We start from the raw sequence: 23,653 nt of genomic DNA on the forward strand, positions 1-23,653 counted from the left end.
CATCTGGCGCTTCCCTAGATCGATTACCAGATCATTGCCTGACACGTGAAAACCGGGCGCTTAGGGCGCGCGGCGCCGGTTCTGCGACAAAGCGGGGCCGGCAGGGGCTTCACTGCGACCAACAACCGCGCCGCGGCCACGCCAATGGCATCGGTGAAGGTGTGCGCAAAACCCTCCTCGGCGCGAACGAGAACCTTCTCGCCGGCATGACAACGACGGACAGCCTGGCTGACCTACTGCCGTCGATCTGACCGGCACATGGTACCTGGATGCGTGCGCGGGGAGGCTGTTCCCGCGTCCTCTTTGCTGCACGCGAGCACCGCGCCCGCAAGAGCTACATCCAGATCTGCGGCAAGAGCAGAGGGTTAGTCAGCAAAACTAACTGTAAAAAAATAGTCAAATTTCCATATTCACCATAGAATCGAAGATTAAAACCCAATTTACTGGGCCATAATCAACAACTGCCTCCAATTTGGAGGTATGGATTGAACGATATGTAGAGACACTCTACGGCCATAACCCAATCTTAACATTCGACTCACTGCACGAAATGCTTCGTGACTGTGGGGGCATTGTCAAAAACGAAGGATTGGGTTGTGCGGGTAACAAAACAGGGCGGCGAGTTTCTGGTCAACACCGCGACGGCAAACTCGCAGATACTTTCTGCCGTTGGTCGCCTGACGAACGGCGGCTTCGTCATCACGTGGCAGGATGGCAGCCTCACACTCGGAGACAGCAGCGGCGGCAGCATAAAGGCGCAAGTCTACGGCGCGGATGGCGCCAAGGTCGGCGGTGAGTTTCTGGTCAATACCCAGACGTCGGGCAGTCAGCTCCTTCCGATGATCACCGGCCTTGTGAGCGGTGGCTTCGTCATCACCTGGTATGAAGGCAGCGGCTACGTGGCTGACGGCAGCGGCGCCAGCGTCAAGGCGCAAGTCTACGGCGCGGATGGCGCGAGGTTGGGCACCGAGCTTCTGGTCAACACCCAGACGGCAGGCAATCAGCATCGCTCGAGGGTCGCCGACCTCGCGAACGGTGGTTTCGTCATCACATGGCAGGACGCGAGCGCCACGTACTCCATCAGCGGCGGCGCCGATGCAGGCAAGTTCGTGATCGATGCGGTCACCGGCGCGCTGTCGTTCATTTCCGCGCCGGACTTCAATGCGCCAGCGGATGAGGGCGGCGACAATGTCTACGACGTGACCGTCAGCGTCAGCGATGGCGCGCTCACCGACACGCAGGATTTGGCAATCACCGTTACCAATGCCGGCGAAGCGCCGAAGATCATCTCGGACGGCAATATCGAGTTGTTCGAAGTCGCGCTCTATCGGCCAGGACAACCGGAGGACCCCACACCTTTCGTCACGCGCGTGTTCACCGATCCTGCAGGGTCGCCGGTGACGTACTCCATCACCGGCGGGGCTGATGCCGATCTGTTCAGTATCGACCCGGACACCGGCAACCTGCGTTTCAGGATTGCCCCTGATTTCGAAGCCAGCGCGGATGCCGGTGCGAACAACGTCTATGATGTGATCGTCACTGCGACCAACGCCGCCGGTCAGACGGATACTCAGGAGCTGGCGATCACTGTCCGCGACCGGAACGAAGCGCCGATGATTACTTCGGGCTTGATCCTCGATTTTGACACGCTCTTTGTGGTGGACGAAAACAGCACTGATGTAACCAGCGTGGTGGCCAGCGATCCCGAAGGGGCGGCGGTGACCTATGCGATCACCGGCGGCGAAGATGCCGCCTTGTTCGAGATTGATCAAAACACCGGCGCGCTGCGCTTGAAGACGGCAGTCGACTACGAAGCCAGCGCGGGTGCCGGTACGAACAACGGCTACCACGTGTCCGTGACCGCGACCGATGCAACCGGGCAAAGCACCCGTGCGCAGGATATCACCGTCATTATCAAAGACGTCGACGAGGCTCCGGTCATCACCAGCAATGGCGGCAGCCCGGTCGTCGCCCTGTCGGTGGCCGAGAAGGAAGCGGCCGTGGCCACTGTCAAGGCGGTCGATCCCGAGGGGGCGAACCTTGTGTACGCCATCAGCGGCGGCGCCGATGCGGGCAAGTTCGCGATCGATGCGGCAACTGGCGCGCTGTCATTCGTTTCCGCGCCGAGCTTCGCGGCACCGACCGACGCGGGGCGCAACAATATCTACGACGTTACGGTCAGCGTCAGCGACGGCGCTTTCACTGCGGAGCAGGCCTTCGCGGTCACCGTGACCGGCCGCAGCGCTGCGCCCTCGATCACCAGCAACGGCGGCGGTGCGACCGCAACGCTGATCGTGGACGAGAAGGCTGCGCTGGCCGCGCAAGTCGCCGCGATCGATCCCGATGCCGGTAGCAAACTGACGTACGGGATCGGCGGCGGCGCCGATGCGGACAAGTTCGTGATCGATGCCGCCACCGGCCAGCTCACGTTCAAGGCACAAACAGATGTCACGGCGCCTGGCGATGCGGGCGGGGACAATGTCTACGATGTCATCGTGACTGCAAGCGACGGCAGTTCCGTCGACACGCAGGCGCTGAGTATCGAGGTCTGGCGCACGATCTACGGCACGGCGCGGGCGGACACGATTCCTGGCACGAACATCGGCATGCGCCTGGTCGGTCTAGGCGGAAACGACGTGCTGATCGGCTTCGGCGGCAACGATCGTCTGGAAGGCGGCGCGGGTGCAGACCGCCTTTCGGGCGGGACCGGCAACGACTGGCTCGATGGCGGGCTCGGGGCAGACAAGATGAACGGCGGCGCGGGCAACGATATCTATTTCGTCGACACGGCCGGTGACAAGGTGGCCGAAGGCACCCGGCTGGGCAACGATACGGTCTATTCCTCGATCTCGTTCACGCTTTCGAGCCATGTCGAGACGCTGATCCTGACCGGCAGCAATGCCATCGGGGCAAAGGCAACAGCTTGGCCAACACGCTCAAGGGCAACAGCGGCGCGAACCTGCTCAATGGCGGTGCCGGGAATGATGTGCTGTCTGGAGGCCTCGGTAACGACACGCTGATCGGCGGGCGCGGGGCCGACAAGTTCCTGTTCGACAGCGCTCCGGCCGGCGCCACAAACGTTGATCTGGTGCGCGACTTCAGCCGGAAGGAGGGCGATCTGATCCTTCTCGACAAGGCCGTCTTTGCGGGTCTTGGCCCGGCTGGTGGGCTGGCGTCTGGGGCTTTCCTGGCCAGCGCAACCGCCACGGCGGCGCTGGATGGGGACGACCGGCTGGTCTACAACACCGCAACCGGCCAGCTCTGGTACGATGTGGACGGGCTGGGCGGTCAGGCTGCGGTGCAGATCACCACGATCGGCGCGACGAGCCATCCGGCGCTGACCTACATCGACTTCCAGATCATCGCCTGACGCCTGAAAACCGGGCAATGAGGGCGTGCGGCGCCGGTCCTGCGAATAGGCGGGACCGGCGCTTTTTTGTGCGTGGTTAATCGCCGCCGAGGGCGCAAAAACCAAGCTTGTTACCAGATGGCAAGGATTGGGAGGTTAATGGCTGCTTGATAAGAGCTTCGGGAAAATACGCAGATGACCATCACCACCACCACCTACGGCGATGAGACAAACAACTACATCGTCACATCCACTGGTGATGATACCATCTACGGTCTCGACGGAATCGACTTTCTGTATGGCCGCTCGGGTTCCGACCATCTCTTTGGCGGGAACGGCGAGGACAGCCTGTTTGGCGAGGAGGATGCCGACACGCTCGATGGCGGTGCGGACAACGACCAGCTCGACGGCGGCTGGGGCAACGACACGCTGACCGGCGGCACGGGCGACGATACCTTCACCGTCAACGACGACACCGACACGATCACCGATCTCGGGCTCGGCAATGATGTGCTGAGCGTCGGTCCGGGAGCCACCGCCAACGCGACCGTCGTCGCGGCCTGGACCGCGACTTCCGCAACCATCAACGACGGCATCGTCAATCTCGTGACCGCGGGCTTTGCGGTCGACCTAGGCCTTGCCGTGGGCGGCACGGGCTTCACCGTGAGCAATACCGGTGGCGCAACTACGCTGACGGGCTCGGCGCAGGACGACACGCTCAACGCGGGTGCAGGTGCGGACATGCTGCGTGGCGGCGCGGGCAACGACTCCCTGGTGAGCCGCGCACACAAGGCCACGGTGGTCTATGCCGGCAACCTGGCGGACTACACGGTGACCAAGATCGCTGCGGGCACCTGGCAGGTGGTTGATGGCAACACCGCCGATGGCAACGACGGCACCGACACGCTGATCGGCATTCCCACGATCCAGTTCGCCGACGGCACGATCGACTTGCCAGTCAACCGGGCCCCGGTTGTCGCCACCCCGGTTGTCGATCCGTCTGTGAACGAGGACACCAAGCTCAGCTTCCAGCTTCCCGCCGACACCTTCAGCGATCCGGACGGCGACACGCTGGCGCTTGCCGCTACGCTGGAAGATGGCTCTGCGCTGCCTTCCTGGCTCAGCTTCGATGCCGCCTCGGCCACCTTCAGCGGCACTCCGCCGAAGGACTACAATGGCCAGATCGCGGTCAAGGTAACGGCGAACGACGGCGAATTCACCGTGTCCGACAGTTTTACGCTGACGGTCAAGGCGGTCAACGACGCGCCGGTGATCACCTCGGGTGGGGGCGGCGCGGAGGCGAACTACACTGTACTCGAAAACAGCCGCGCCGTGACCAAGGTCACCGCCACCGATCCCGATGTCGGCGCCTACCAGCGCTACACCATCGTCGGCGGTGCGGACGCCGCAAAGTTCCAGATCGCTTACAAGACCGGCGCGCTCATCTTCAAGGCGGCGCCAGACTTCGAGACGCCGACCGATGCCAACGGCGACGGGGTCTACGACGTGGTCGTCAAGGTGAGCGACGGCAAGCTCTCCGACACGCAGACGCTGCATGTCACCGTGGGCGACGTGACCAACGAACTCCTGCGCGGCACTTCGGCGGACGATACCCTGAAGGGCGCAGGCGGCGCGGACCGCCTCTATGGTTTCGCCGGCCGCGACACGCTCGACGGCGGTGCGGGCAATGACCGGCTTTACGGCGGCCTTGGCAGCGATGCGCTGGTCGGCGGGTTTGGCAACGACCGGCTCTATGGCGGCGAGGGCCTCGACAGCCTTACCGGTGGTGCGGGCCGAGATATGTTCATCTTCGATCTTGCGCCAGGTACGCCGGGCAATGTCGACGTGATTACCGATTTCGCGCACGCGCAAGGGGACAAGATCGCGCTCAGCCTTGCTGATTTCACCGGATTCTCCGGTACCGGCAGTATCACGGCAGACCAGTTCCATGCGGCGGCCGGCGCAACGACGGCGCACGATGCGACCGATCGGATCATCTACAACACCACCGATGGCGCGCTCTACTACGATGCGGACGGCGTGGGCGGTGTCGATGCTGTGCAGATCGCGACAATCCAGTCGTTCGCCTCAGCGAAGCTGGGCTATTCCGATATTCTGATCATCGCCTGACCTGCGCAAGCGCGCGGAACCATAGCGACCCGCTCTCCTTGCCGGAGGGCGGGCCGCCCGTGTTTGGTCGCCCGTGTTTGGCAGTCAGTGGCCCGGTGCGTTGCGCTTCACGCTTTCGGCCATGCGCGCGAGTTGCTCGGGCGTCGCCTCGGTCTGGTGGCGTGCCTTCCACTCGGCGGCGGGCAGGCCGTGAATCGCCTCGCGCGCGGCGGTCTTGTCGAGCTCGGCCCCGGCATCCACGATCCAGTCGGCAAGACAGTTGCGGCAGAATCCGGCAAGGCCCATGAGATCGATGTTCTGTGCATCGTGGCGGTGTCGCAAATGCCTGACGAGGCGGCGGAATGCCGCGGCCGCCACGGCATCGGGCAGGCTGTCGAGGGCATCGGCCGATATCATTTCTGCATTCGTATCCATTGGCTTCGTCCTTGGGTTTTGCAGGTAGGTAGGCCATAGGCCTCTCGCATTCAATTCGAGGTGATGGACGTGGCAAAACTGGATCCCCGTGGCCGCAAGGTGAAGATCCTTGCCACCGTTGGGCCGGCCAGCCGGTCGCCGGAGATGCTGGAGAAGCTCTACCGCGCCGGGGTCGATGCCTTCCGCGTCAACATGAGCCATGGCGATCATGTGGTTCATGCAGAAACGATCACGGCGATCCGCGCGCTGGAACGCAAGGTCAATCGGCCGATCACCGTGCTTTGCGACCTGCAGGGGCCCAAGCTGCGCGTCGGTGCGTTCAAGGACGGCAAGGCGGTGATCCGCCATTCGGGCCACTTCACGCTCGACCGCAACCCCGAGCCGGGCGACGAGACCCGAGTCCAGCTGCCGCATCCCGAACTGTTCGGCATCCTGCGCCCCGGCCAGCGCCTGCTGATCGATGACGGCAAGCTGCGCCTGCGGGTGATTCGCGCGGACGAGAACGAAATCCTCTGCTCGGCCGAAGTCGGCGGGGTGATTTCGGATCGCAAGGGCGTCAACGTGCCCGACGCGGTGATTCCGGTGCCGGCGATGACGGACAAGGACCGCCGCGATCTCGCCTTCGCGGTCGCGCAGGGTGCGGACTGGATTGCGCTCTCCTTCGTCCAGCGGCCCGAGGATGTCGCCGAGGCCCGCCGCCTCATGGGCGGCCACGGTTCGCTCATGGCCAAGATCGAGAAGCCGGCCGCGATCTCGCGGCTCGACGAGATCCTCGAGATCGCCGACGGGCTGATGGTGGCGCGCGGCGATCTGGGCGTGGAACTCAATCCCGAGCAGGTCCCCCCGCTGCAGAAGCGCATTGTCGAGAAGGCGCGGCGCGAGGGCAAGCCGGTCGTCGTCGCCACGCAGATGCTCGAATCGATGATCGAGAGCCCGACGCCGACCCGCGCCGAAGTTTCAGACGTCGCCAATGCGGTCTATGACGGCGCCGATGCGGTCATGCTTTCGGCCGAGACGGCGGCAGGCGCCTGGCCGGTCGAGGCGGTGACGATCATGGACCGCATCGCGAGCGAGGTGGAAGCCGATCCCGGCTATGCCGCGCGGGTCCACTTCATCGAAACGCGGCCCGATCCGACCACTGCCGACGCGCTCGCCGAAGCATGCGCCAGCATTGCTCGCACGGTGCCGATCACCGGGATCATCGTGTTCACGGGCTCCGGTTCGACCGCGCGGCGCGTGGCGCGCGAGAGGCCGGGTGCGCCGATGCTGGTGCTCACCCCCTCGATCGTGACCGCGCGCAAGGTCGGCCTCCTCTGGGGGGCGCATGCGGTGGCCACCAAGGATATCGGCAGCTTCGAGGAGATGATCGCCAAGGGCAAGCGCATGGCGCTGCGCCACGCGTTCGGCACGGCGGGCTCGCGCCTGATCGCGCTGGCGGGCGTGCCTTTCGGCACCCCGGGCTCGACCAACCTGCTGCACATGGTGACGCTGGCCGGGGACGAACTTGCCAAGCACGAGGCCTGAGCCCTTCAGCGTCTGATCGGTGTTCCTGCCGAAGCGGGGGCCGAGCCGTCCAGATACCGCGTCGACCACGGCCCAACGGCGGTGCCGATAATCACCGTGTCCTCGTCCGCGCCGTCATAGTGCACCGCGCCGGCAGGCACGACGATGACACTGCCGGCGGGATAGGATAGGGCCGCAGCCTTGTCGTTCGATGCGCCGAAACCGATGCGCAAGGTCCCGCGCGCGACAAAGACCCGCGCGGTGGCGCTGTGGCTGTGCGGCGCATCCCATGCGCCTGCGGGAATCGAGAACGCATAAGTAAAGGCCGAGCCCGGTCGGTCGCGCCGTCCTTCAAGCAGCGCGAAACGCGTGCCTTGGGCGCCTTCGGTCTGCCACGGGATCTGGTCAACAGACCATCCTCCTCCGGCGAGCGGGGCCGCGGTAGCAAGCGGAGCGGCGGCGAGCAAGAGGAGCGGTGCAAGGCGGCGCATGGGTTTCTCCTTGCCCATGCGCTAGCGGCGCAGGCCGCCCGTCGCGTCCCGAAACTTGCGCTCTAATTGGTCAGGCTGATCTTCGCGAAAACCGTCGCGCCGATCGGGTTCTTGCCATAGGCGGCGCTCAGCGCGGCGGGCTTGGCAAAGAGCGCCCCGGTGCCGCCGAGCGCCACCTGCACCGGTCCGAACAGGCGGAAGCGGTAGGCATAGCCAAGCTCGAACTTGGTCACGCGGAAGGCCTGATCGTGCAGCGGGTCGTCATGGTCCGGGAACAGCTCGTCGTTGTCCACGTTCTCGATCCGGCCGAACAGCGTGTCGTGCGCATTGGCGTCCCAGTTGACCTCGCCGAGAAACGCGGTGTTGGTGCCGCCCGGCACACGTTTCTTGGCGCTGAACGCGGCCATGGCCGAAAGGCCTTTGCCGTCGTTGTAATGGGCCGACGTGGTGAAGCGGCGCTCGTTCTCCCCGGGGTGCGAGGCTTCGGGCTGTTTCAGTTCGCCATAGCTCACCTGCATCTGCCACCGGTTCGATGGCGCAAAACTCGCGCGGACGCTCCAGCTGTCGAGCTTGGCGCGCTCTATGCTCCAGCGGTTTTCATCAGGTTCCTGACCGCGAAAGGCGCTTGCCTCGATCTGCCACGACTTGCCGGCGAGCCCGGCGGTCACCACGCCGTAGGTGATATGCGTCGAATCGAACCAGTGGTGGGTGATCGGCGCCTCGGGATTATACTGGGCCGAAGCGCGGTGCATGAAGGCGGAGGGGCCAAGAGCGGGTTCGCCCACCGGCCCGCCATAGATGAAGACCTTGAGCCCCGGCGCCACCGGCAGGTCGAGCCGCGCCGACAACTCCATGAACAGGTCATGCGGGTGCTGGCGGTCGACCAGCGGGCGGCCATTGGCGAGTTCGCCGGTCGCGAAGAGCAGCGGATAGCCCTCGTGCCGCATCGCTGGCTCAAGGCTCATCATCGCCTGCCCCGTCAGCTTCGCGCCGCCGCCGAGATCGTGGATCCACATCAGCATGGCCATCGACTGGGCATAGAACTTGGTGCCCCCCCGCGGGCCGCCCTGGTCGGAGTAGACGGGGAGGACATTGGCCTGGATCATGACCATGTCGCGCGTGGAAGGCATCAGATGGACGCCGCGCATGGCCTCCGTGGCGGGCAGGCGCGACGTGCCAGAGCCCATTCCATCCATCGACATCCACGACATGTTCATGGCGCCATCAGTGGTGGAGGCATGGTCCATAGCGCCATGGTCCATAGCGCCATGGTCCATCTGTGAGTGGTCCATTTGGGCCATGGCCGATGCCGGGGCCAGCAGCAGGACGAGGGGGAAAAGGTGTTTCACTTCAGCCTCGCGCGCCAAACAGCGCCGAGCCGACGCGCACGTGGGTTGCACCCAGCTGGATCGCGGTCTCGAAATCGTCGCTCATGCCCATCGAGCGCCCGGCAAGGCCATGATCGTCCGCAAGCTTGCCGAGCAGCGCAAAGAATGGCGCGGGCTCGATCCCCGCGGGCGGCACGCACATCAGCCCGATCACCGGCAGCGCCGCCACGCGCGCCTCGGCCAGCAGCGCCGGCAGGTCGGCAATTGCGCAGCCGCCCTTTTGCGGTTCGTCGCCGATGTTGATCTGCACGAAAAGTGGCACCTGCCGCCCGGTCTTGTCCATCGCCCGCGCCAGCGCGGCGAGCAGAGAGGGCCGGTCGAGCGAATGGATGCAATCGAAGCGCCGCACCGCCTCTTCGGCCTTGTTTGACTGGAGCTGGCCAACGAGGTGGAGCCGGACGTCCGGATGCGCCTCCTGCACTGCTGGCCACTTGGCCTCGGCCTCCTGTACCCGGTTCTCGCCGAACACGCGCTGGCCCTCGGCGATCAGCGGCACGATCGCTTCTGCAGGGTGCGTCTTCGAAACGGCGACGAGCGTAATCTCGTCGGCCTTGCGGCGGGCTATCATAGCGCTTTGGGCGATGCGCGCCCGGATCGCGGCCAGCGGCGTGGCGGCGGCCTCAGGGGCCTCTGGATCGGTCATGGGGCGGTGCTATAGCCACGCGATGCACCGGTGTCATCCTGTCCCGCAGGTCGTTCTCTTGAGCGATGCGCGCAATGATCACCGGCTTGATGCCGCCATCGCGCGCCTGCCGCGTGGCAGTGCGCTGGTCTACCGGCACTACCACTTGCCGCCTCCCGAACGCCGCGCGCGGTTTGAGGCGCTGCGGCGGCGCTGCGCGCTGCGCGGCATCGCGGTGATCACTGCGGGCGAGGCGCGCGGATGGCGGGGCGAGGGGCGCTATGCCGCGCCGCATGCCCTGGGCCGCAGCGCGGGGCTGCGGCTGGCGACGGCGCATTCGCTGGCCGAGATCGGCGCGGCGGTGCGCGCGAGGGCCTCGGCGGTGCTGCTCTCGCCGGTCTTCCCCACCCGCTCGCACCCCGGCGCGCCGGTGCTGGGGGCAGTGCGTTTCCTGCTGCTGGCGCGGCGCTCGCCGCTGCCCGTGATCGCGCTTGGCGGCATGACAAAGCGCCGCGCGGCGCGGCTGCCGGTGTGGGGCTGGGCGGCGATCGACGGGCTGGCGTAAGGCCGCCGGATTGCGGCGACTCGCCGGGATTCCTAGGGTTTTGCCTGCCATGAATTCTTGACGCGATCCCCCCTTCGGGCGCATGAAGGGCGCGAGAAGGGACAGGTTTCATGGCATCTCGGGCTCTCGTTTCCCCCGCCGGCCAGCGGTCTGCAAACGGCAGGGGCAAGGCCGCCGACTGGCGCGCAATCCTGCGCCGCAGCTTCCGCCGCAGTGCCGAGCTGCTCGGCGCGGCCGCGCTGTTTGCCGCCATGGCCGGGCTCGGTCTCGCGCTCGCAAGCTATACCCAGACCGATCCATCGGGCAGCACGGCATCTGGCAGCCCGGTCGAAAACTGGATGGGCATCGGCGGCGCCTGGGCGGCTGAACGCGTGCTCCTGTTCTTTGGCCTGCCCGGCGTGCTCCTGCTGCCGCTGCTCTATGTCTTCGCGCGGCGTCTGTGGGACTCGGCCGGAGACCTCATCGATACCGACGAGGATGACGAGGCGCTGCCCTCGCTGCCGGCATGGTGGCGGCTCGCGCTCATGCTCGCAGTTGCGATGGTTCTGCTGGGTACCGCGCTGGCGCTGGTCGTGACCGCGCCGGGGGGAACGTTGCCGGCCGGCGCAGGCGGCCTCGGCGGCCTGCTCGGTGCGGCGGCGATCCGTGCGATCGCGCACCTCGTGCCCGGGGCCGGGGCGTGGATCATCGGCATCGCTGCATTCATTTCGGTCATCGCCGGGCTGGTCGTGACCGCGCAGGTCTTCGCCCTCGACTGGCACCGCCTGCCGCGCATGCCGTCGTTCCTGCGCCGGGGCAACCGGGCGGCCGGCGAAGGCGAAGCGCGAGTGGCAACGCTGCTGCCCAGGCGCCAGCCCAAGACGCGGGGCGAAGCGGCCGACGACGCAGCCGCGCCCGTCGCCATGCCCGAGGCGCCCACTTCGCGCCGCCGCCAGACCGAGATCACCGATCCCTCGCGCCCGCCCGCCCCGGCGCTGCTGGCCGCCCGTGCGCGGCAAGGCGATCTGTTCGACCAGTACGAACTGCCGGGCCTCGAGATCCTCGAACCGCTCCCCGTCGCAACTGGCCCCAAGATCGACAAGCTCGCGCTCGAACGCAACGCGCGCCTCCTTGAAAACGTGCTCGACGATTTCAACGTGAAGGGCGAAATCACCGCCGTGCGCACCGGCCCGGTCGTCACGATGTACGAGCTGGAGCCCGCCCCCGGCATCAAGGCCAGCCGTGTCATCGGCCTCGCGGACGATATCGCCCGCAACATGAGCGCGATTTCCGCGCGCGTTTCCTCGATCCCCGGCCGCACCGTCATGGGCATCGAACTGCCCAACACGGTGCGCGACATGGTCTCGTTCCGCGAGCTCGTCTCTTGCGACAAGTTCGTCAATTCGAAGGGCATGCTTCCCATCATTCTCGGCAAGGATATCGCGGGCGAGCCGATCGTGGCCGACCTCGCCACCATGCCGCACCTGCTGGTCGCGGGCACTACCGGATCGGGCAAGTCGGTCGGGCTAAACTGCATCCTTTTGTCGCTGCTCTACCGCCTTACTCCGCAGCAGTGCCGCCTGATTCTGGTCGATCCCAAGGTGCTCGAACTCAAGTCCTACGACGATATTCCGCACCTTCTTTCGCCCGTGGTGACCGAGCCCGCCAAGGCCGTTCGCGCGCTCAAGTGGGCGGTCGAGGAAATGGAGCGGCGCTACCGCATGATGTCCTCGGTCAGCGTGCGCAATATCTCGGGCTTCAACGAGAAGGTCCGCGCCGCCGCCAGCAAGGGCAAGCCGCTTGGCCGCCGTATCCAGGTCGGCTTCGATCCCGATAGCGGCGAGGAACTGTTCGAGGAGCAGCAGCTCGATTACCAGGTGCTGCCGCAGATCGTGGTGATTGTCGACGAGCTGGCGGACCTCATGGTCACCGTTGGCAAGGAAATCGAAGTCCTGATCCAGCGCCTCAGCCAGAAGAGCCGCGCGGCGGGCATCCACCTCATCATGGCGACACAGCGCCCCTCGGTCGATGTCATCACCGGCGTGATCAAGGCCAACCTGCCGACCCGCATCAGCTTCGCCGTCACCAGCCGCATCGACAGCCGCACGATCCTTGGCGAACAGGGCGCCGAACAGCTGCTCGGCAAGGGCGACATGCTCTACAAGCCCAGCACCGGCGCGATCAGCCGCGTTCACGGGCCTTTCGTCAGCGACGAGGAAGTCGAACGAGTCGCCGATCACTGGCGCGGGCAGGGCAGCCCGGACTACGTCGATAGCGTGACCGAGGAACCCGAGGACGGCAGCTTCGGCTTCGACGATCTGGACGCGACCGCCTCCGACAATCCGGAAGAGCGCAAGTACCGCCAGGTCTGCCAGCTCGTGTTCGAAAGCCAGAAAGCCTCGGCGAGCTGGGTCCAGCGCCAGATGGGCGTGGGCTACAACACCGCCTCCAAATGGATCGAGCGCATGGAAGCGGATGGCTTTGTCGGTCCGGCGAACCATGTCGGGCGGCGGGACATTTACCGCGACAAGGACGGCAATCCGCTGTGAGGGATTGCCCAATGAAAGTTGTGTTGAGTCTGTTTATTTTTGACTAACCTTCATTTGTATTTTTTCGAATACCTGATCAATATTTTCGTAAACAAAAAAAACTACTTAGCGCAATTATATTTGTATTTGTATAAATTACAATGGTACTCAATCCAGTCCATTTACGTTTTAAAATAACACTTGAAATATCACATAATTTCACGCGTCTCTGGCCGGCAATTTTCAAAATTCCTCCGGAAATAGCGCAATATGTCGATGATTTATTATAAATTACGGAAAACAGATATATTCCGTATCCAATTGAAATAGACGCCACAAGTGGCAACGCATTACCAAAAATAGGATAGAACATTGAGTGTTCAGGGCCCCAGCCTTCCAGATAAGCTAGTCCTTCCATTAATATCAAACCAATTAACGCGACTAACACGATTGCACATCTGAATCGCGAGGTGGTGCAGACAACGATACAGTCGGCTTCAGGCATGTCTTGACACCAGACGGGTCACTAACTGATCAACCCGAGCCACAATCAGCATGCCGCCGATGATCACGATCTCGTTCAGTAACTCGCGCCAGGAATGCACCGGCTTCGGCTTGTGAATGTCCATGGTGAATGCCCCCGCCTGATCTTGTGAGGCTAGGGCAAGCGATTGACGCGGTGCAACCGATAATCGCGGACGAAATTGCGCCAAAGCGGACGAGTCTGGCTTGGCCCCTAAATCTTTCCGTCCGCCCGCCGTTCCTTAACCTGACCAGCATCGGCGCGGCATGGCCATCGGCGCTGTTGCCGGTCCCCCGGGCCATTGCCCGAGGATCGAGCAACCCGCAGGAAAGGCCCTGGCATGCCCTATGTAGCCCTGTCCCAGTGCTGGTTCACGAGGGCGCATCAGCCGACCCCATGGCGCTTTCACGAGGACGATGGCGGGATCTACAGCATCTGTCGGCACTGCGGCCGCCGTATCGTCACCTGGGGCCGGCACCGCTGGTCGATCGCCGACGGGCTCGACGTGACGCACTTGGCCGAGATGGTCTCGGGCCGTTTCCTGACCGTTCTCGACAGCGCGGACGAGCTGGTAGTGCGGCGCTTCACCGTCGATCACCTGCCCGATGAGGCGGCGATCGAGGCATTCAAGCTCGAGCTGCGCGAACGCTATGGTATGGACGAGCCTGGCAGCGATCTGACCTTGATCGACAGCGCCGACACCACCGCCCCGCGTCCTCGCAAGCCCCCGCCGTTCAGCGTCCGCGCGGCACCGGATAGCCGGCGAAGCGCTTGATCCGCCTGAGCGAGAAGCTCGACCGCATCGACGAGACCCCCGGCAGCCGCGCAAGGCAATCGCGGTGGATGTGGTCGTACTGGTCAAGGTCCGCCGCCGCCACGCGCAGCAGATAGTCCGCCCCGCCAGACATCAGGTGACATTCGAGGATGTCATCGAAATCCCCCACCGCGCGCTCGAACCGGTCCATCGCCTCGCGGCTCTGGCTGGTCAGCGTGATCTCGACGAAGACCTCGACCGCAAGGCCGATCCGCCGGGGATCGATGCGCGCGGCATAGCCGCTGATCACCCCGGCTTCCTCCAGCGCGCGGATGCGGCGATGGCATGCCGAGGGCGAGAGCGCGACGTGTTCCGCCAGCGCCGCGATGGGCCGCGACGAGTCGTGCTGCAATGCGTCAACTAGCGCGGCGTCAGTACGATCCATGCAAGAATTTCCTGATAAATAGGACTATATCAGGAAATATCACCAAAACAGGCGCCAGCAAGCCTGCAAATAGGCAAAACAGCGCGCGCGCCCGGGTGTATCCTTGGGCAAGCGGCCAGCCAGAGGAGCCTGTCATGCGTGTCGGTACAGTCCGGGAAATCAAGAACCACGAATATCGCGTCGGCCTCACCCCCGAAAGCGCGCGCGAACTGACCGTGCATGGCCACGAAGTTTGGGTTGAAACCGGCGCCGGGCTCGGTATCGGCGCTTCGGACCGCGACTACGAGGCGGCGGGTGCCATCATCAAGGCCGACGCCGCGACGATTTTCGCCGGGTGCGAAATGGTCGTGAAGGTCAAGGAACCGCAGGCGGCCGAACGCGCGATGCTGCGCGAGGGCCAGGTGCTCTTCACCTACCTCCACCTCGCGCCCGATCCGGAGCAGACCGCCGACCTTGTGAAGTCCGGCGTCACCGCGATTGCCTATGAAACCGTCACCGGTCCCGGAGGCCAGCTCCCGCTCTTGAAGCCGATGAGCCAGGTCGCGGGCCGCATGGCGATCCAGGCCGGCGCCACCGCGCTCGAAAAGGCGCACGGCGGGCGCGGCGTGCTGCTGGGCGGCGTGCCGGGCGTGCTGCCGGGCAAGGTCGCTGTGATCGGCGGCGGCGTGGTCGGCTTCAATGCGGCGCAGATGGCCGCCGGGCTGGGCGCCGATGTCACGATCCTCGACCGCGACCCCGAAGTGCTGGAGCGGCTCGGAACCCATTTCGAAAGCCGCGCCAAGACGCGCTTTTCCAACCGCGCCAATCTGGCGGACTGTGTCGCCGAGGCCGACCTCGTGATCGGCGCGGTGCTGATCCCCGGTGCCGCCGCGCCCAAGCTCGTCACCCGCGAGATGCTCGGCACGATGAAGCCCGGCGCGGTGCTGGTCGACGTCGCGATCGATCAGGGCGGCTGCTTCGAAACCAGCCGCGCGACCACCCATGCCGAGCCGACTTTCGTGGTTGACGGCATCGTGCATTACTGCGTCGCCAACATGCCCGGCGCGGTCGCCCGCACCAGCACCTACGCGCTCAACAACGTGACCCTGCCGCACACGCTGAAGATCGCCGATCTCGGCTGGAAGGCCGCACTCGCCGCCAATCCGCATCTTGCCGAAGGGCTCAATGTCCATGCCGGTTCGGTGACGTATGCCGCAGTCGCGCGCGAGCTTGGCTATGCGTACAAGCCCCTCGGCGAAATTCTGGGGTGAGTTAACTCCCCTCTAAGGTCACCTGCGCTAGGCCCGGCCTCATGGACTGGATCTGGCGCAGGTTTGTGCTGTTCGGGCTGGTAGCGTTGCTATCCAGCTTGTTTGCCGTGCCTGCTACCGCCGCGCCGATCACCGCAAGCGAGAGCTGCCATGCCACGGCTGCGGCGAACGAGACGTACCGCGATCTGCGCGGTGCGCCGCAGAGCTGGACCTGCCAGGATTCGCGCTATGACATCGGCCCCGAAAGCCTGTTTCTGCGCTACCGGTTGACTGATCTCGCTCAGCCACGCGCGCAGAGCCTGGTTACCCACGCATCGAAGTTCTCGGCGATCACCATCTGGGTGGTTGGCGAAGACGGCGCGGTGCGCACCGCCCGCTATTATCCGGCGACTGTCCGTCACCTGATTGCCGGGCCGATGATGGTCCTCCCGCTGCCGCATACGGCGAGCCGCCCGCGTCTGGTCGCGGTGCGCATAGATCAGCCCTGGAACAAGACCATCGCCAGCGAAGCACGGCTCGACAGCGCGGTCGAGGGCACCGGCTGGGACATGGGCGTGATCGTTGCCATGGCCGCGATCTGCGGGATGCTGGTCGTGCCGCTTCTGCTCAACTTCGGATTCTACATCGTGCTGCGCCGGCCCTTTGTGCTGTGGCACATCGTGATGGTCGGCCTCATGCTGGTGCAGACCGTGGTCGGCACCGGCTTCATCCACATCGGCGCCGATCCCGATGCCGCAACCGAGATTGCGATCAGCAGCCTCTGTTTCGGCGTGGTGGCCGCCTCGGGGCTCATGTTCCTGCTCACTTTCCTCGAGCCGGAGGCGCTTTCGCCGAAGTTGCGCCGCGTGCTCATCGGCTGCGCGCCTCTGGTCATGGCCGGAGGCGTGTTCACCGCGCTGCCGTTTGCGGTGCTGCGCCCATGGAGCGCGCTGGGCGTCTACAGCGCGGTCTCGCTGTCCATCTGCCTCATCCTGTGCGGCCTCATCGATGCCTGGCGGCGCGGCAGCAAGCTCGTGCCGATACTGATGGTCGGCTGGATGCCGACGTTGATGGTCGGGGTCTATCGCATCGGTTCCTATATCCTGCCCCATGCGCGGCCGACTGAATCAGTCGTCGTATTCCAGCTGGCGCTGGCCGCAGAGGTCCTCGCCAATTCGCTTGGCATCGTGATCCGCTTCCTCGAGCTGCGGCGTGAACGCGATCTTGCCACGGCACGGGCGACCGAGCTTGAAGGCGTCGCCGGGCGCGATGCGCTGACCGGCCTGTGGAACCGCCACTCGATCGAACGGCGGTTCAACGACTTGTTCCGGCTCGGCTATCGCACCATGGCCGTCATCGATCTCGATCACTTCAAGCGCATCAACGACCGGCATGGCCATGCGGTGGGCGATTCCGTGCTCAAAGTGGTGGCCACGGTGCTGGCCGAAGACGGCGAATCCTGCGCGATCCGGATGGGCGGCGAGGAATTCCTGCTGCTGCTGCGCGGGCCCGGCGGCGCCGAGCGCGCCGAACGCTGCCGCCGCGCGCTCAGCACGCGCATCGCTGCTGCGGTGCCGGGCCTCGGTCATGTCGTCACCGCCAGCATGGGCCTTGTCGAGCACGATCTTTCGGGCAACCTCGATGTCGAATTCGCCGTGCTCTACAGCCATTGCGACCGCCTGCTCTACGAAGCCAAGCGCCTCGGCCGCAACCGCACGATGCGCGAGCGGCTGACCGGCTTCACCCCCGATTTCCAGGTACGCATGGCCTAGCCGGTAAACAGCGCCGCCATGTCCGCCGGCACCCGCAGGATGCGCCCGCTGGCCTTGTCAATCAGCACCCACTGCGTCCGCGCGCTGACGATCACCTTGCCTGCCGATTTGCCGGTCTCCGGGCGGAAATCGACCCGCCGGTCGAACCGTGCGCCGCGCGGGGCATCGGGGACAAACGTCTCCGCCGTCACGCTTTCGCCGAGCGCGATATTGCCGCGATAGTCGATCTCATGCCGCGTCACGACCCAGACAAAGGCCGCCTGCTGCTCCGGGCTTGCCAGCGCTTCCCAGTGCGAGGTGGCCACCGCTTCCATCCACTGCACCCACACCGCATTGTTGACATGGCCCAGCACATCGATGTGCTCGGGCCCTGCGGTGAAGGTCTTGGTGTGCATGGTCAGGCCGCCACACCCAATTGCGCGAGGATGAAGGCGAACTCCTCCGCCGTCTCGCGCAGCCCTTCGAACCGGCCCGACTTGCCGCCATGGCCTGCGCCCATATTGGTCTTGAGCAGCAGTTCGTTCGCGTCGGTCTTGAGCTCCCGCAGCTTCGCCACCCACTTTGCCGGCTCCCAATAAGTGACGCGCGGATCGTTGAGGCCCGCGGTCACCAGCATCGGCGGATAGTCTTGCGCCCGCACCTGATCGTAGGGCGAATAAGAGCGGATGAGGTCGAACGCCGCCTTGTCCTCGATCGGATTGCCCCATTCGGGCCATTCGCCCGGGGTCAGCGGCAAGTCGGCATCGAGCATGGTGGCCAGCACATCGACAAACGGTACATGCGCCGCCACCGCGCCCCACAGTTCGGGATCGGAATTGACCACCGCGCCCATCAACTCGCCGCCCGCCGATCCGCCGGCTATTGCGATCCGGCCCGCCTCGGTGAACCCTTCCGAGATCAGCCCCTTCGCAACATCGACGAAATCGTTGAAGGTGTTGGTGCGCTGCTCCAGCTTGCCCGCCTTGTACCAGCGCCGCCCCAGATCATCACCGCCCCGGATATGCGCGATGGCATAGGCAAAGCCCCGGTCGACAAGGCTGAGGCGTGCGGTCGAGAATCCCGGCCCGATGGCAATGCCATAGGCGCCGTAGCCATAGAGATAGAGCGGTCCGCCCCCTGTCCCGTTCCTGGCCGCCCGGTCCTTGCGCCACACCACCGAGACCGGCACCGCCGTGCCATCGCGCGCGGAGATCTCCAGCCGCGCTGTCTCATAGAGCGAGGCGTCATAGCCGCTCGGGATTTCCTGTGTTTTCAGCAGTTCAAGCTGCTGTTCAGCCACATGGTAGTCATAGACCGAAGCCGGGCTGGTCATCGATTCGTAGCTGACCCTGAGCTTGTCCATCGCCCACTCGGGATTGTCGCCCAGCGAGGCCTCGTAGCTCGCTTCGGGAAACAGGATCGGCTCGATCCGCGCTGGATCATCGTAGTAGCGCACCTCGACCCGGTCGAGCCCGCGCACCCGGCCCTCCACCACATAGAAATCGCGGAACAGGTCGAACCCGGTCAGGTAGAAGTCGTCGGTGCCCTCGATCAGCGTGGTCCATTCGCCGGGGCTCGAGAGAGGTGCGGTCGCAAGGCGGAAGTTCTCGTGGCGGTCGTTGGTGTGGATGAACAGCGTCTCGCCCCGCACATCCACATCGTATTCCACCCCGGTCTGCCGCGCTCGCACCAGCAGCGGCGCGGCCAGTGGATCGGCGGCGGGCACAAGCCGCACCTCGCTGGTTTCGTGGTCGCCGGTCGCGATCACCAGCCACTCGTCATTGGCCGAAAGTCCTGCCGATACGCGGAAGCCTTCATCGTCCTCGTGGAAAAGTTCGACATCGTCTTCCACCGGCGTCCCCAGCCAGTGCAGCCGCGCGTTGTCGGTGCGCCACTGCGCATTTGCGAGGCTGTAGACCAGCGCCTTGTCTCCCGCCGCCCAGATCAGCGCCGAAAGCGTGCCGTGGATCACATCGGGCAACACCTCACCGGTCGCGATCACCTTGATCCGCGCGGTGAAGCGCTCCGAGCCGTTGTCATCGACTGCCCAGGCCAGCAGCCGCCCATCCCTGGAGACTGAAAGCGCGCCCAGCCGGAAATAATCGAGCCCCTCGGCCAGCGCCACTTCATCAAGGATCAATTCGTCCGGTCCGCCCGCCACGGGCCGGCGCCACCACTTCTTGTATTCCGCGCCTTCCTCGTACTCGATCCAGTAGAGCCAATCGCCATCCTTCTGCGGCACTGATTTGTCCGCTTCCTTGATCCGCCCGCGCATTTCGGCAAGCAGCGTCTCCACCGTTGCCTCAAGCGGTTTCATCCGCGCTTCGAACCACGCGTTCTCCGCTTCCAGATGCGCCAGCACTTGCGCGTCGGTCACCTCGGGATACCCCGGATCGCGCAGCCAGTGATACGGGTCGTCGATGGTCACGCCGTGGTGGGTGAAGGTGTGAGGCTTCTTGGCCGCAACCGGCGGCGCAGCGGGGGTGGTTTCCGTCATGCCTAGCATCTATGGTGTGCAGCATAAGCCCGCAAGGCGGGTCATACGCTTCAGGACAAGACCCATGCTGATGAACACCCACGAAGCCCGCCTCGATGCCCTGCGCAAGGAACTCGCGCGGCAGGAACTCGATGGCTTCGTCATTCCCATCTCCGACGAACACATGAGCGAATATGTCGGTGCCTATGCCCAGCGCCTCGGCTGGTTGACCGGGTTCGGCGGCTCGGCCGGCACTGCCGTGGTGCTCAAGGACAAGGCGGCGATCTTCGTCGACGGGCGCTACACGCTGCAAGTGCGTGAGCAGGTCGACGGCCGGCTCTATGACTACCAATCCGTGCCGCAGACTTCGGTCGCGGCATGGCTCGGGCAGCACGCCCCTGAGGGCGGACGCATCGCCTATGACGCGTGGCTCCACGGCAAGAACTGGGCCGACGGCGTCGCCGCTGCGCTCAGGCCCCGCAATGCCGTGCTCGTCGCCGTCCAGCAGAACCCCGTCGATGCGATCTGGCAGGACCGCCCCGCACCCTCGCCAGCCCCCGCGCTCGTTCATCCCGATGAATACGCCGGTGCCTCCGCCAACGAAAAGCGCGCCGAAGTGGCCGCGTGGCTCACCGCCAAGGGCCTTGATGCCGCCGTCATTTCCGCGCTCGATTCGGTCGCCTGGCTGCTCAACATGCGCGGCAGCGATGTCGACTGCACGCCGGTTGCGCTGTCGTTCGTGCTCGCCCATGCCGACGGAACGGCCGACCTCTTCATCGCGCCTGAAAAGGTTACGCCCGAACTCGCGCAGCACCTCGGCAATGCCGTGCGAGTTCAGGACCGCGCCGCCTTCACCCCGGCGCTCGCTGCGCTGGCCGGCAAGAAAGTCGCGGTCGATCCTGAGCGCGCCGTCGCCGCGATCTATGCGCAGCTCACAGCTGCCGGTGCCGAGGCGGTCTCGCTCACCGATCCCACTGTGCTGCCCAAGGCCTGCAAGAACCCGATCGAGCAGGCCGGCCACCGCGCAGCGCAGGCGCGCGATGGCGCCGCGATCACCCGCTTCCTGCGCTGGCTGTCCGAAGCAGCGCCCAAGGGCGGCGAGACTGAACTTTCCGCCGCCGCCGCCTTGCGCGCCGAGCGGGAGAAGACCGGCCTGCTGCGCGATTTGTCGTTCGACACGATCTCGGGCGCGGGCCCCAATGCCGCGGTCCCGCACTACAAGGTGGACGAGCATAGCAATCGCCAGATCGAGCCGAACAGCGTCTACCTCGTCGATTCGGGCGGCCAGTATCTCGATGGCACCACCGATATCACCCGCACCGTCTGGATCGGCCCCGATGCGCCGCCAACCGAAGTGAAGGACCGCTTCACCCGCGTTCTCAAGGGCCACATCGCGCTCGATCTCGCGGTTTTCCCTGAAGGCACCAATGGCGGCCAGCTCGATAGCTTTGCCCGCCAGTTTCTGTGGTCTGCCGGGCTCGACTATGCGCACGGCACCGGCCACGGGGTGGGCAGCTTCCTCGCCGTCCACGAAGGTCCGCAGCGTATCGCCAAGGCGGCGGGCGGGCAGGCCGGCACGGGGCAGGCGCTGCTCCCGGGGATGATTCTCTCGAACGAGCCCGGCTACTACAAGGCCGGTGAATACGGCATCCGAATCGAGAATCTCGTGCTTGTGGAAGAGCGCGTGATTCCGGGCGCCGAAGGCATGTTCATGGGCTTCGAAACGCTGACCTTCGCGCCCATCGACGCCGCGCTGGTCGAGCCTGCGCTTCTGCTGCAGCACGAGCGGGATTGGTGGAATGCTTATCACGCCAAAGTCCGCGCGCTGCTCGCTCCGCAGCTTGCGGGCGCGGATCTTGCCTGGCTGGAGTCGGCCTGCGCCCCGTTGTAAGCAAATTTGTTCGTGATATGTTCTTTCTATCGCGACTCGGCGAAGAGGAGGACGGCATGATCGGCTACGTGACTTTGGGGACCAATGATCTCGCGCGCGGCGCGGCATTCTACGATGCGCTGGCAGCTGAACTGGGCACCAAGCGCATGTACGAATGGGACGGCGCGATTGCCTGGGGTGAGGCGGGCGGTGCGGCCGGGATTGGCCTGATGAAGCCCTACAATGGTGAACCCGCCACGGTCGGCAACGGCGTGATGGTCGCGCTTGAAGCCAAGGATCCCGCGCAGGTGGACAGGCTCCATGCCGCAGCGCTCGCGAACGGCGGCACATGCGAAGGGCCTCCGGGACCGCGCGGCGAAGGCGGGTTCTATGCCGCCTATTTCCGCGATCCCGATGGCAACAAGCTCAATGCCTTCGTGATGGGGAGCTGATCACCATGGCGCACCGCCTCGATACCCATCCCATCCATATCGGGCTCGGAGCGAAGGCGGTGCCGCAGCCCGCGTTCACCGGCATGGAGTGGTACGGTGACTATATCGCCCGCCACGGCGCTGATGGGGCGGAAGGCCGCCTCGTCAGCCAGCATCGCTTCACGGAAAGCTGGGATAGCTGGGAAATGCATCCGGCGGGCGATGAAGTCGTGCTGCTGCTTTCGGGTGAGGCGGTGCTGCACCAGGAACTGGCCGACGGCACCACAGCCGAGGTCCGTCTCGTCGGGGGCGAATACGCGGTGAACCCGCCCGGCGCGTGGCACACGATGGACCTGATTTCGGCCGAAGCGACCGCGCTCTTCATCACCGCCGGCTTCGGCACGGAACATCGCCCGCGCTGAAACCCGCGCGACAAAGTGCGACAAAATACCGCGTCTGCGGGATAACCCTGCGACAAGCCCGGTCTAAACGGAAGACAGCGGAAAGCCCCCGCATTCTGCCCGAAGGACCGAGACCATGAAGAAATCCACTGTGGCCGCCACTGCGGCCATTCTGCTCACCGCATCCACGGCGCTTTACGCCGTCTACCCCGCCTTCGCCGAACCTGGCCGCGATCCCATGGGCGGCGGGACAGAGACTTGGGCCGATGCCAAGGCCAAGGCAGACATGATGTGGACGCATCTGGACGTGAACAAGGATGGTGTGCTCAATGAGGCGGACCGTGAGGCCAAGATGGCCGAGATGTTCGACATGATCGACACCAACCACGATGGCTCGATCAGCAAGGCCGAGTTCATGGAGCATCACAAGGCAATGATGGAAGGCGGCTGGAAGGGTGGAAGAGTCCGCGATGGCGCCCCCGGCAGCATGCCGCCCCCGCCACGCGGCGCAGGAATGGGCATGATGATGGGCCCCGGCGCGCGCATGCTCCATGAAATGGCCGAGAAGGCCGATACCAACCATGATGGCACGATCACCCGCACCGAATTCGATGTGGCCGTCAAGACGCGCTTCGATTCGGCCGATACCAACCATGATGGCAAGCTGACCGCCGCTGAACGCCGCGCTGCATGGATGTCCATGCGCAAGGAACACGGTGGGGGCTGGGGTCACGGCATGCGCCATGGTCACGGCATGGGCGGGGACATGGGTGACATGCCACCGCCGCCGCCTGGTGCCTGAGC

At 65.0% G+C, this 23,653-nt stretch carries 22 protein-coding genes; 13 read left to right on the top strand and 9 right to left on the bottom strand.

The features are described 5' to 3' along the window. Positions 1-596 precede the first annotated feature (596 nt). The 3 genes from WCL10_RS15290 to WCL10_RS15300 all read left to right on the top strand — a co-directional run bounded on the left by WCL10_RS15290 (position 597) and on the right by WCL10_RS15300 (position 5,479). Positions 597-3,020 carry a cadherin domain-containing protein gene (locus WCL10_RS15290; protein ID WP_336896530.1) on the top strand — a complete coding sequence of 808 codons (2,424 nt, stop codon included), beginning with the start codon at positions 597-599 and terminating at the stop codon, positions 3,018-3,020. Then, positions 2,924-3,370, top strand: coding sequence for a calcium-binding protein (locus WCL10_RS15295; protein ID WP_336896531.1), 447 nt, complete (start codon positions 2,924-2,926; stop codon positions 3,368-3,370). The genes WCL10_RS15290 and WCL10_RS15295 overlap by 97 nt, the downstream gene beginning before the upstream one ends. Before the next feature lie 174 nt (positions 3,371-3,544). After that, positions 3,545-5,479 (top strand): putative Ig domain-containing protein, encoded by a 1,935-nt coding sequence (locus WCL10_RS15300; protein WP_336896532.1) that lies wholly within the window; start codon positions 3,545-3,547, stop codon positions 5,477-5,479. An 84-nt stretch (positions 5,480-5,563) separates the two neighbouring features. On the opposite strand, the gene WCL10_RS15305 is transcribed toward WCL10_RS15300, so the two are convergent. Next, entirely contained in the window at positions 5,564-5,893 is a 330-nt protein-coding gene (locus WCL10_RS15305; RefSeq protein WP_336896533.1) for a DUF1244 domain-containing protein, read from the bottom strand. 63 nt (positions 5,894-5,956) lie between these two features. On the opposite strand from WCL10_RS15305, the gene pyk reads away from it, so the two are divergent. Beyond that, on the top strand, positions 5,957-7,417 hold the full coding sequence (gene pyk, locus WCL10_RS15310) for a pyruvate kinase (RefSeq protein ID WP_336896534.1): 1,461 nt from the start codon (positions 5,957-5,959) through the stop codon (positions 7,415-7,417). Between the two features lie 5 nt (positions 7,418-7,422). Here pyk and WCL10_RS15315 read toward each other — a convergent pair whose 3' ends face one another. The 3 genes from WCL10_RS15315 to WCL10_RS15325 all read right to left on the bottom strand — a co-directional run bounded on the left by WCL10_RS15315 (position 7,423) and on the right by WCL10_RS15325 (position 9,918). After that, entirely contained in the window at positions 7,423-7,887 is a 465-nt protein-coding gene (locus WCL10_RS15315) for a cupin domain-containing protein (RefSeq protein ID WP_336896535.1), read from the bottom strand. A 62-nt stretch (positions 7,888-7,949) separates the two neighbouring features. Continuing rightward, complete coding sequence (locus WCL10_RS15320) at positions 7,950-9,236, bottom strand: hypothetical protein (protein WP_336896536.1); 1,287 nt, start codon at positions 9,234-9,236, stop codon at positions 7,950-7,952. A gap of 1 nt (position 9,237) precedes the next feature. After that, positions 9,238-9,918 (bottom strand): YggS family pyridoxal phosphate-dependent enzyme, encoded by a 681-nt coding sequence (locus WCL10_RS15325; protein WP_336896537.1) that lies wholly within the window; start codon positions 9,916-9,918, stop codon positions 9,238-9,240. Between the two features lie 58 nt (positions 9,919-9,976). On the opposite strand from WCL10_RS15325, the gene WCL10_RS15330 reads away from it, so the two are divergent. Together WCL10_RS15330 and WCL10_RS15335 are read left to right on the top strand one after the other, a co-directional pair. After that, positions 9,977-10,462: a thiamine phosphate synthase gene (locus tag WCL10_RS15330; RefSeq protein WP_336896538.1), complete on the top strand. Its 486-nt coding sequence runs from the start codon at positions 9,977-9,979 to the stop codon at positions 10,460-10,462. 110 nt (positions 10,463-10,572) lie between these two features. Beyond that, complete coding sequence (locus tag WCL10_RS15335) at positions 10,573-12,990, top strand: DNA translocase FtsK 4TM domain-containing protein (protein WP_336896539.1); 2,418 nt, start codon at positions 10,573-10,575, stop codon at positions 12,988-12,990. Between the two features lie 76 nt (positions 12,991-13,066). Here the strand turns inward: WCL10_RS15335 and WCL10_RS15340 are convergent, their stop codons facing one another. Both WCL10_RS15340 and WCL10_RS15345 read right to left on the bottom strand, forming a co-directional pair. Beyond that, the gene (locus WCL10_RS15340) at positions 13,067-13,474 is read right to left on the bottom strand and encodes a hypothetical protein (protein WP_336896540.1); all 408 of its coding nucleotides are present in this window, start codon (positions 13,472-13,474) and stop codon (positions 13,067-13,069) included. After that, the gene (locus tag WCL10_RS15345) at positions 13,467-13,598 is read right to left on the bottom strand and encodes a hypothetical protein (protein ID WP_336896541.1); all 132 of its coding nucleotides are present in this window, start codon (positions 13,596-13,598) and stop codon (positions 13,467-13,469) included. Before WCL10_RS15345 ends, WCL10_RS15340 begins: the two co-directional genes overlap by 8 nt. Before the next feature lie 234 nt (positions 13,599-13,832). Between WCL10_RS15345 and WCL10_RS15350 the strand changes: the two genes are divergently transcribed. Then, on the top strand, positions 13,833-14,267 hold the full coding sequence (locus tag WCL10_RS15350) for a hypothetical protein (protein ID WP_336896542.1): 435 nt from the start codon (positions 13,833-13,835) through the stop codon (positions 14,265-14,267). On the opposite strand, the gene WCL10_RS15355 is transcribed toward WCL10_RS15350, so the two are convergent. After that, positions 14,227-14,691 (bottom strand): Lrp/AsnC family transcriptional regulator, encoded by a 465-nt coding sequence (locus tag WCL10_RS15355; RefSeq protein WP_336896543.1) that lies wholly within the window; start codon positions 14,689-14,691, stop codon positions 14,227-14,229. The genes WCL10_RS15350 and WCL10_RS15355 overlap by 41 nt on opposite strands. A 134-nt stretch (positions 14,692-14,825) precedes the next feature. Here WCL10_RS15355 and ald point away from each other — a divergent pair, with 134 nt between their 5' ends. Together ald and WCL10_RS15365 are read left to right on the top strand one after the other, a co-directional pair. Beyond that, complete coding sequence (gene ald, locus WCL10_RS15360; RefSeq protein WP_336896544.1) at positions 14,826-15,941, top strand: alanine dehydrogenase; 1,116 nt, start codon at positions 14,826-14,828, stop codon at positions 15,939-15,941. 41 nt (positions 15,942-15,982) lie between these two features. After that, positions 15,983-17,692: a diguanylate cyclase gene (locus WCL10_RS15365; RefSeq protein ID WP_336896545.1), complete on the top strand. Its 1,710-nt coding sequence runs from the start codon at positions 15,983-15,985 to the stop codon at positions 17,690-17,692. Here the strand turns inward: WCL10_RS15365 and WCL10_RS15370 are convergent. Continuing rightward, positions 17,689-18,087, bottom strand: coding sequence for an acyl-CoA thioesterase (locus WCL10_RS15370; RefSeq protein WP_336896546.1), 399 nt, complete (start codon positions 18,085-18,087; stop codon positions 17,689-17,691). The two genes, WCL10_RS15365 and WCL10_RS15370, sit on opposite strands and share 4 nt — an antisense overlap. 2 nt (positions 18,088-18,089) lie before the next feature. Continuing rightward, a complete protein-coding gene (locus tag WCL10_RS15375) occupies positions 18,090-20,177 on the bottom strand; it encodes a S9 family peptidase (protein WP_336896547.1) in 2,088 nt (695 codons plus the stop codon). A gap of 61 nt (positions 20,178-20,238) precedes the next feature. Here WCL10_RS15375 and WCL10_RS15380 point away from each other — a divergent pair, with 61 nt between their 5' ends. The 4 genes from WCL10_RS15380 (at position 20,239) to WCL10_RS15395 (ending at position 23,651) form a co-directional block, all read left to right on the top strand. After that, positions 20,239-22,038, top strand: coding sequence for an aminopeptidase P family protein (locus WCL10_RS15380; RefSeq protein ID WP_336896593.1), 1,800 nt, complete (start codon positions 20,239-20,241; stop codon positions 22,036-22,038). 56 nt (positions 22,039-22,094) lie between these two features. After that, complete coding sequence (locus WCL10_RS15385) at positions 22,095-22,469, top strand: VOC family protein (protein ID WP_336896548.1); 375 nt, start codon at positions 22,095-22,097, stop codon at positions 22,467-22,469. A 5-nt stretch (positions 22,470-22,474) separates the two neighbouring features. Then, on the top strand, positions 22,475-22,870 hold the full coding sequence (locus tag WCL10_RS15390; RefSeq protein WP_336896549.1) for a cupin: 396 nt from the start codon (positions 22,475-22,477) through the stop codon (positions 22,868-22,870). Positions 22,871-22,985: 115 nt separating this feature from the next. Further along, positions 22,986-23,651, top strand: a complete 666-nt coding sequence (locus WCL10_RS15395; RefSeq protein WP_336896550.1) for an EF-hand domain-containing protein — start codon at positions 22,986-22,988, stop codon at positions 23,649-23,651. Positions 23,652-23,653: the final 2 nt, after the last annotated feature.

It is taken from the genome of Novosphingobium sp., from assembly GCF_037133355.1.
Classification (GTDB): Bacteria; Pseudomonadota; Alphaproteobacteria; order Sphingomonadales; family Sphingomonadaceae; genus Novosphingobium.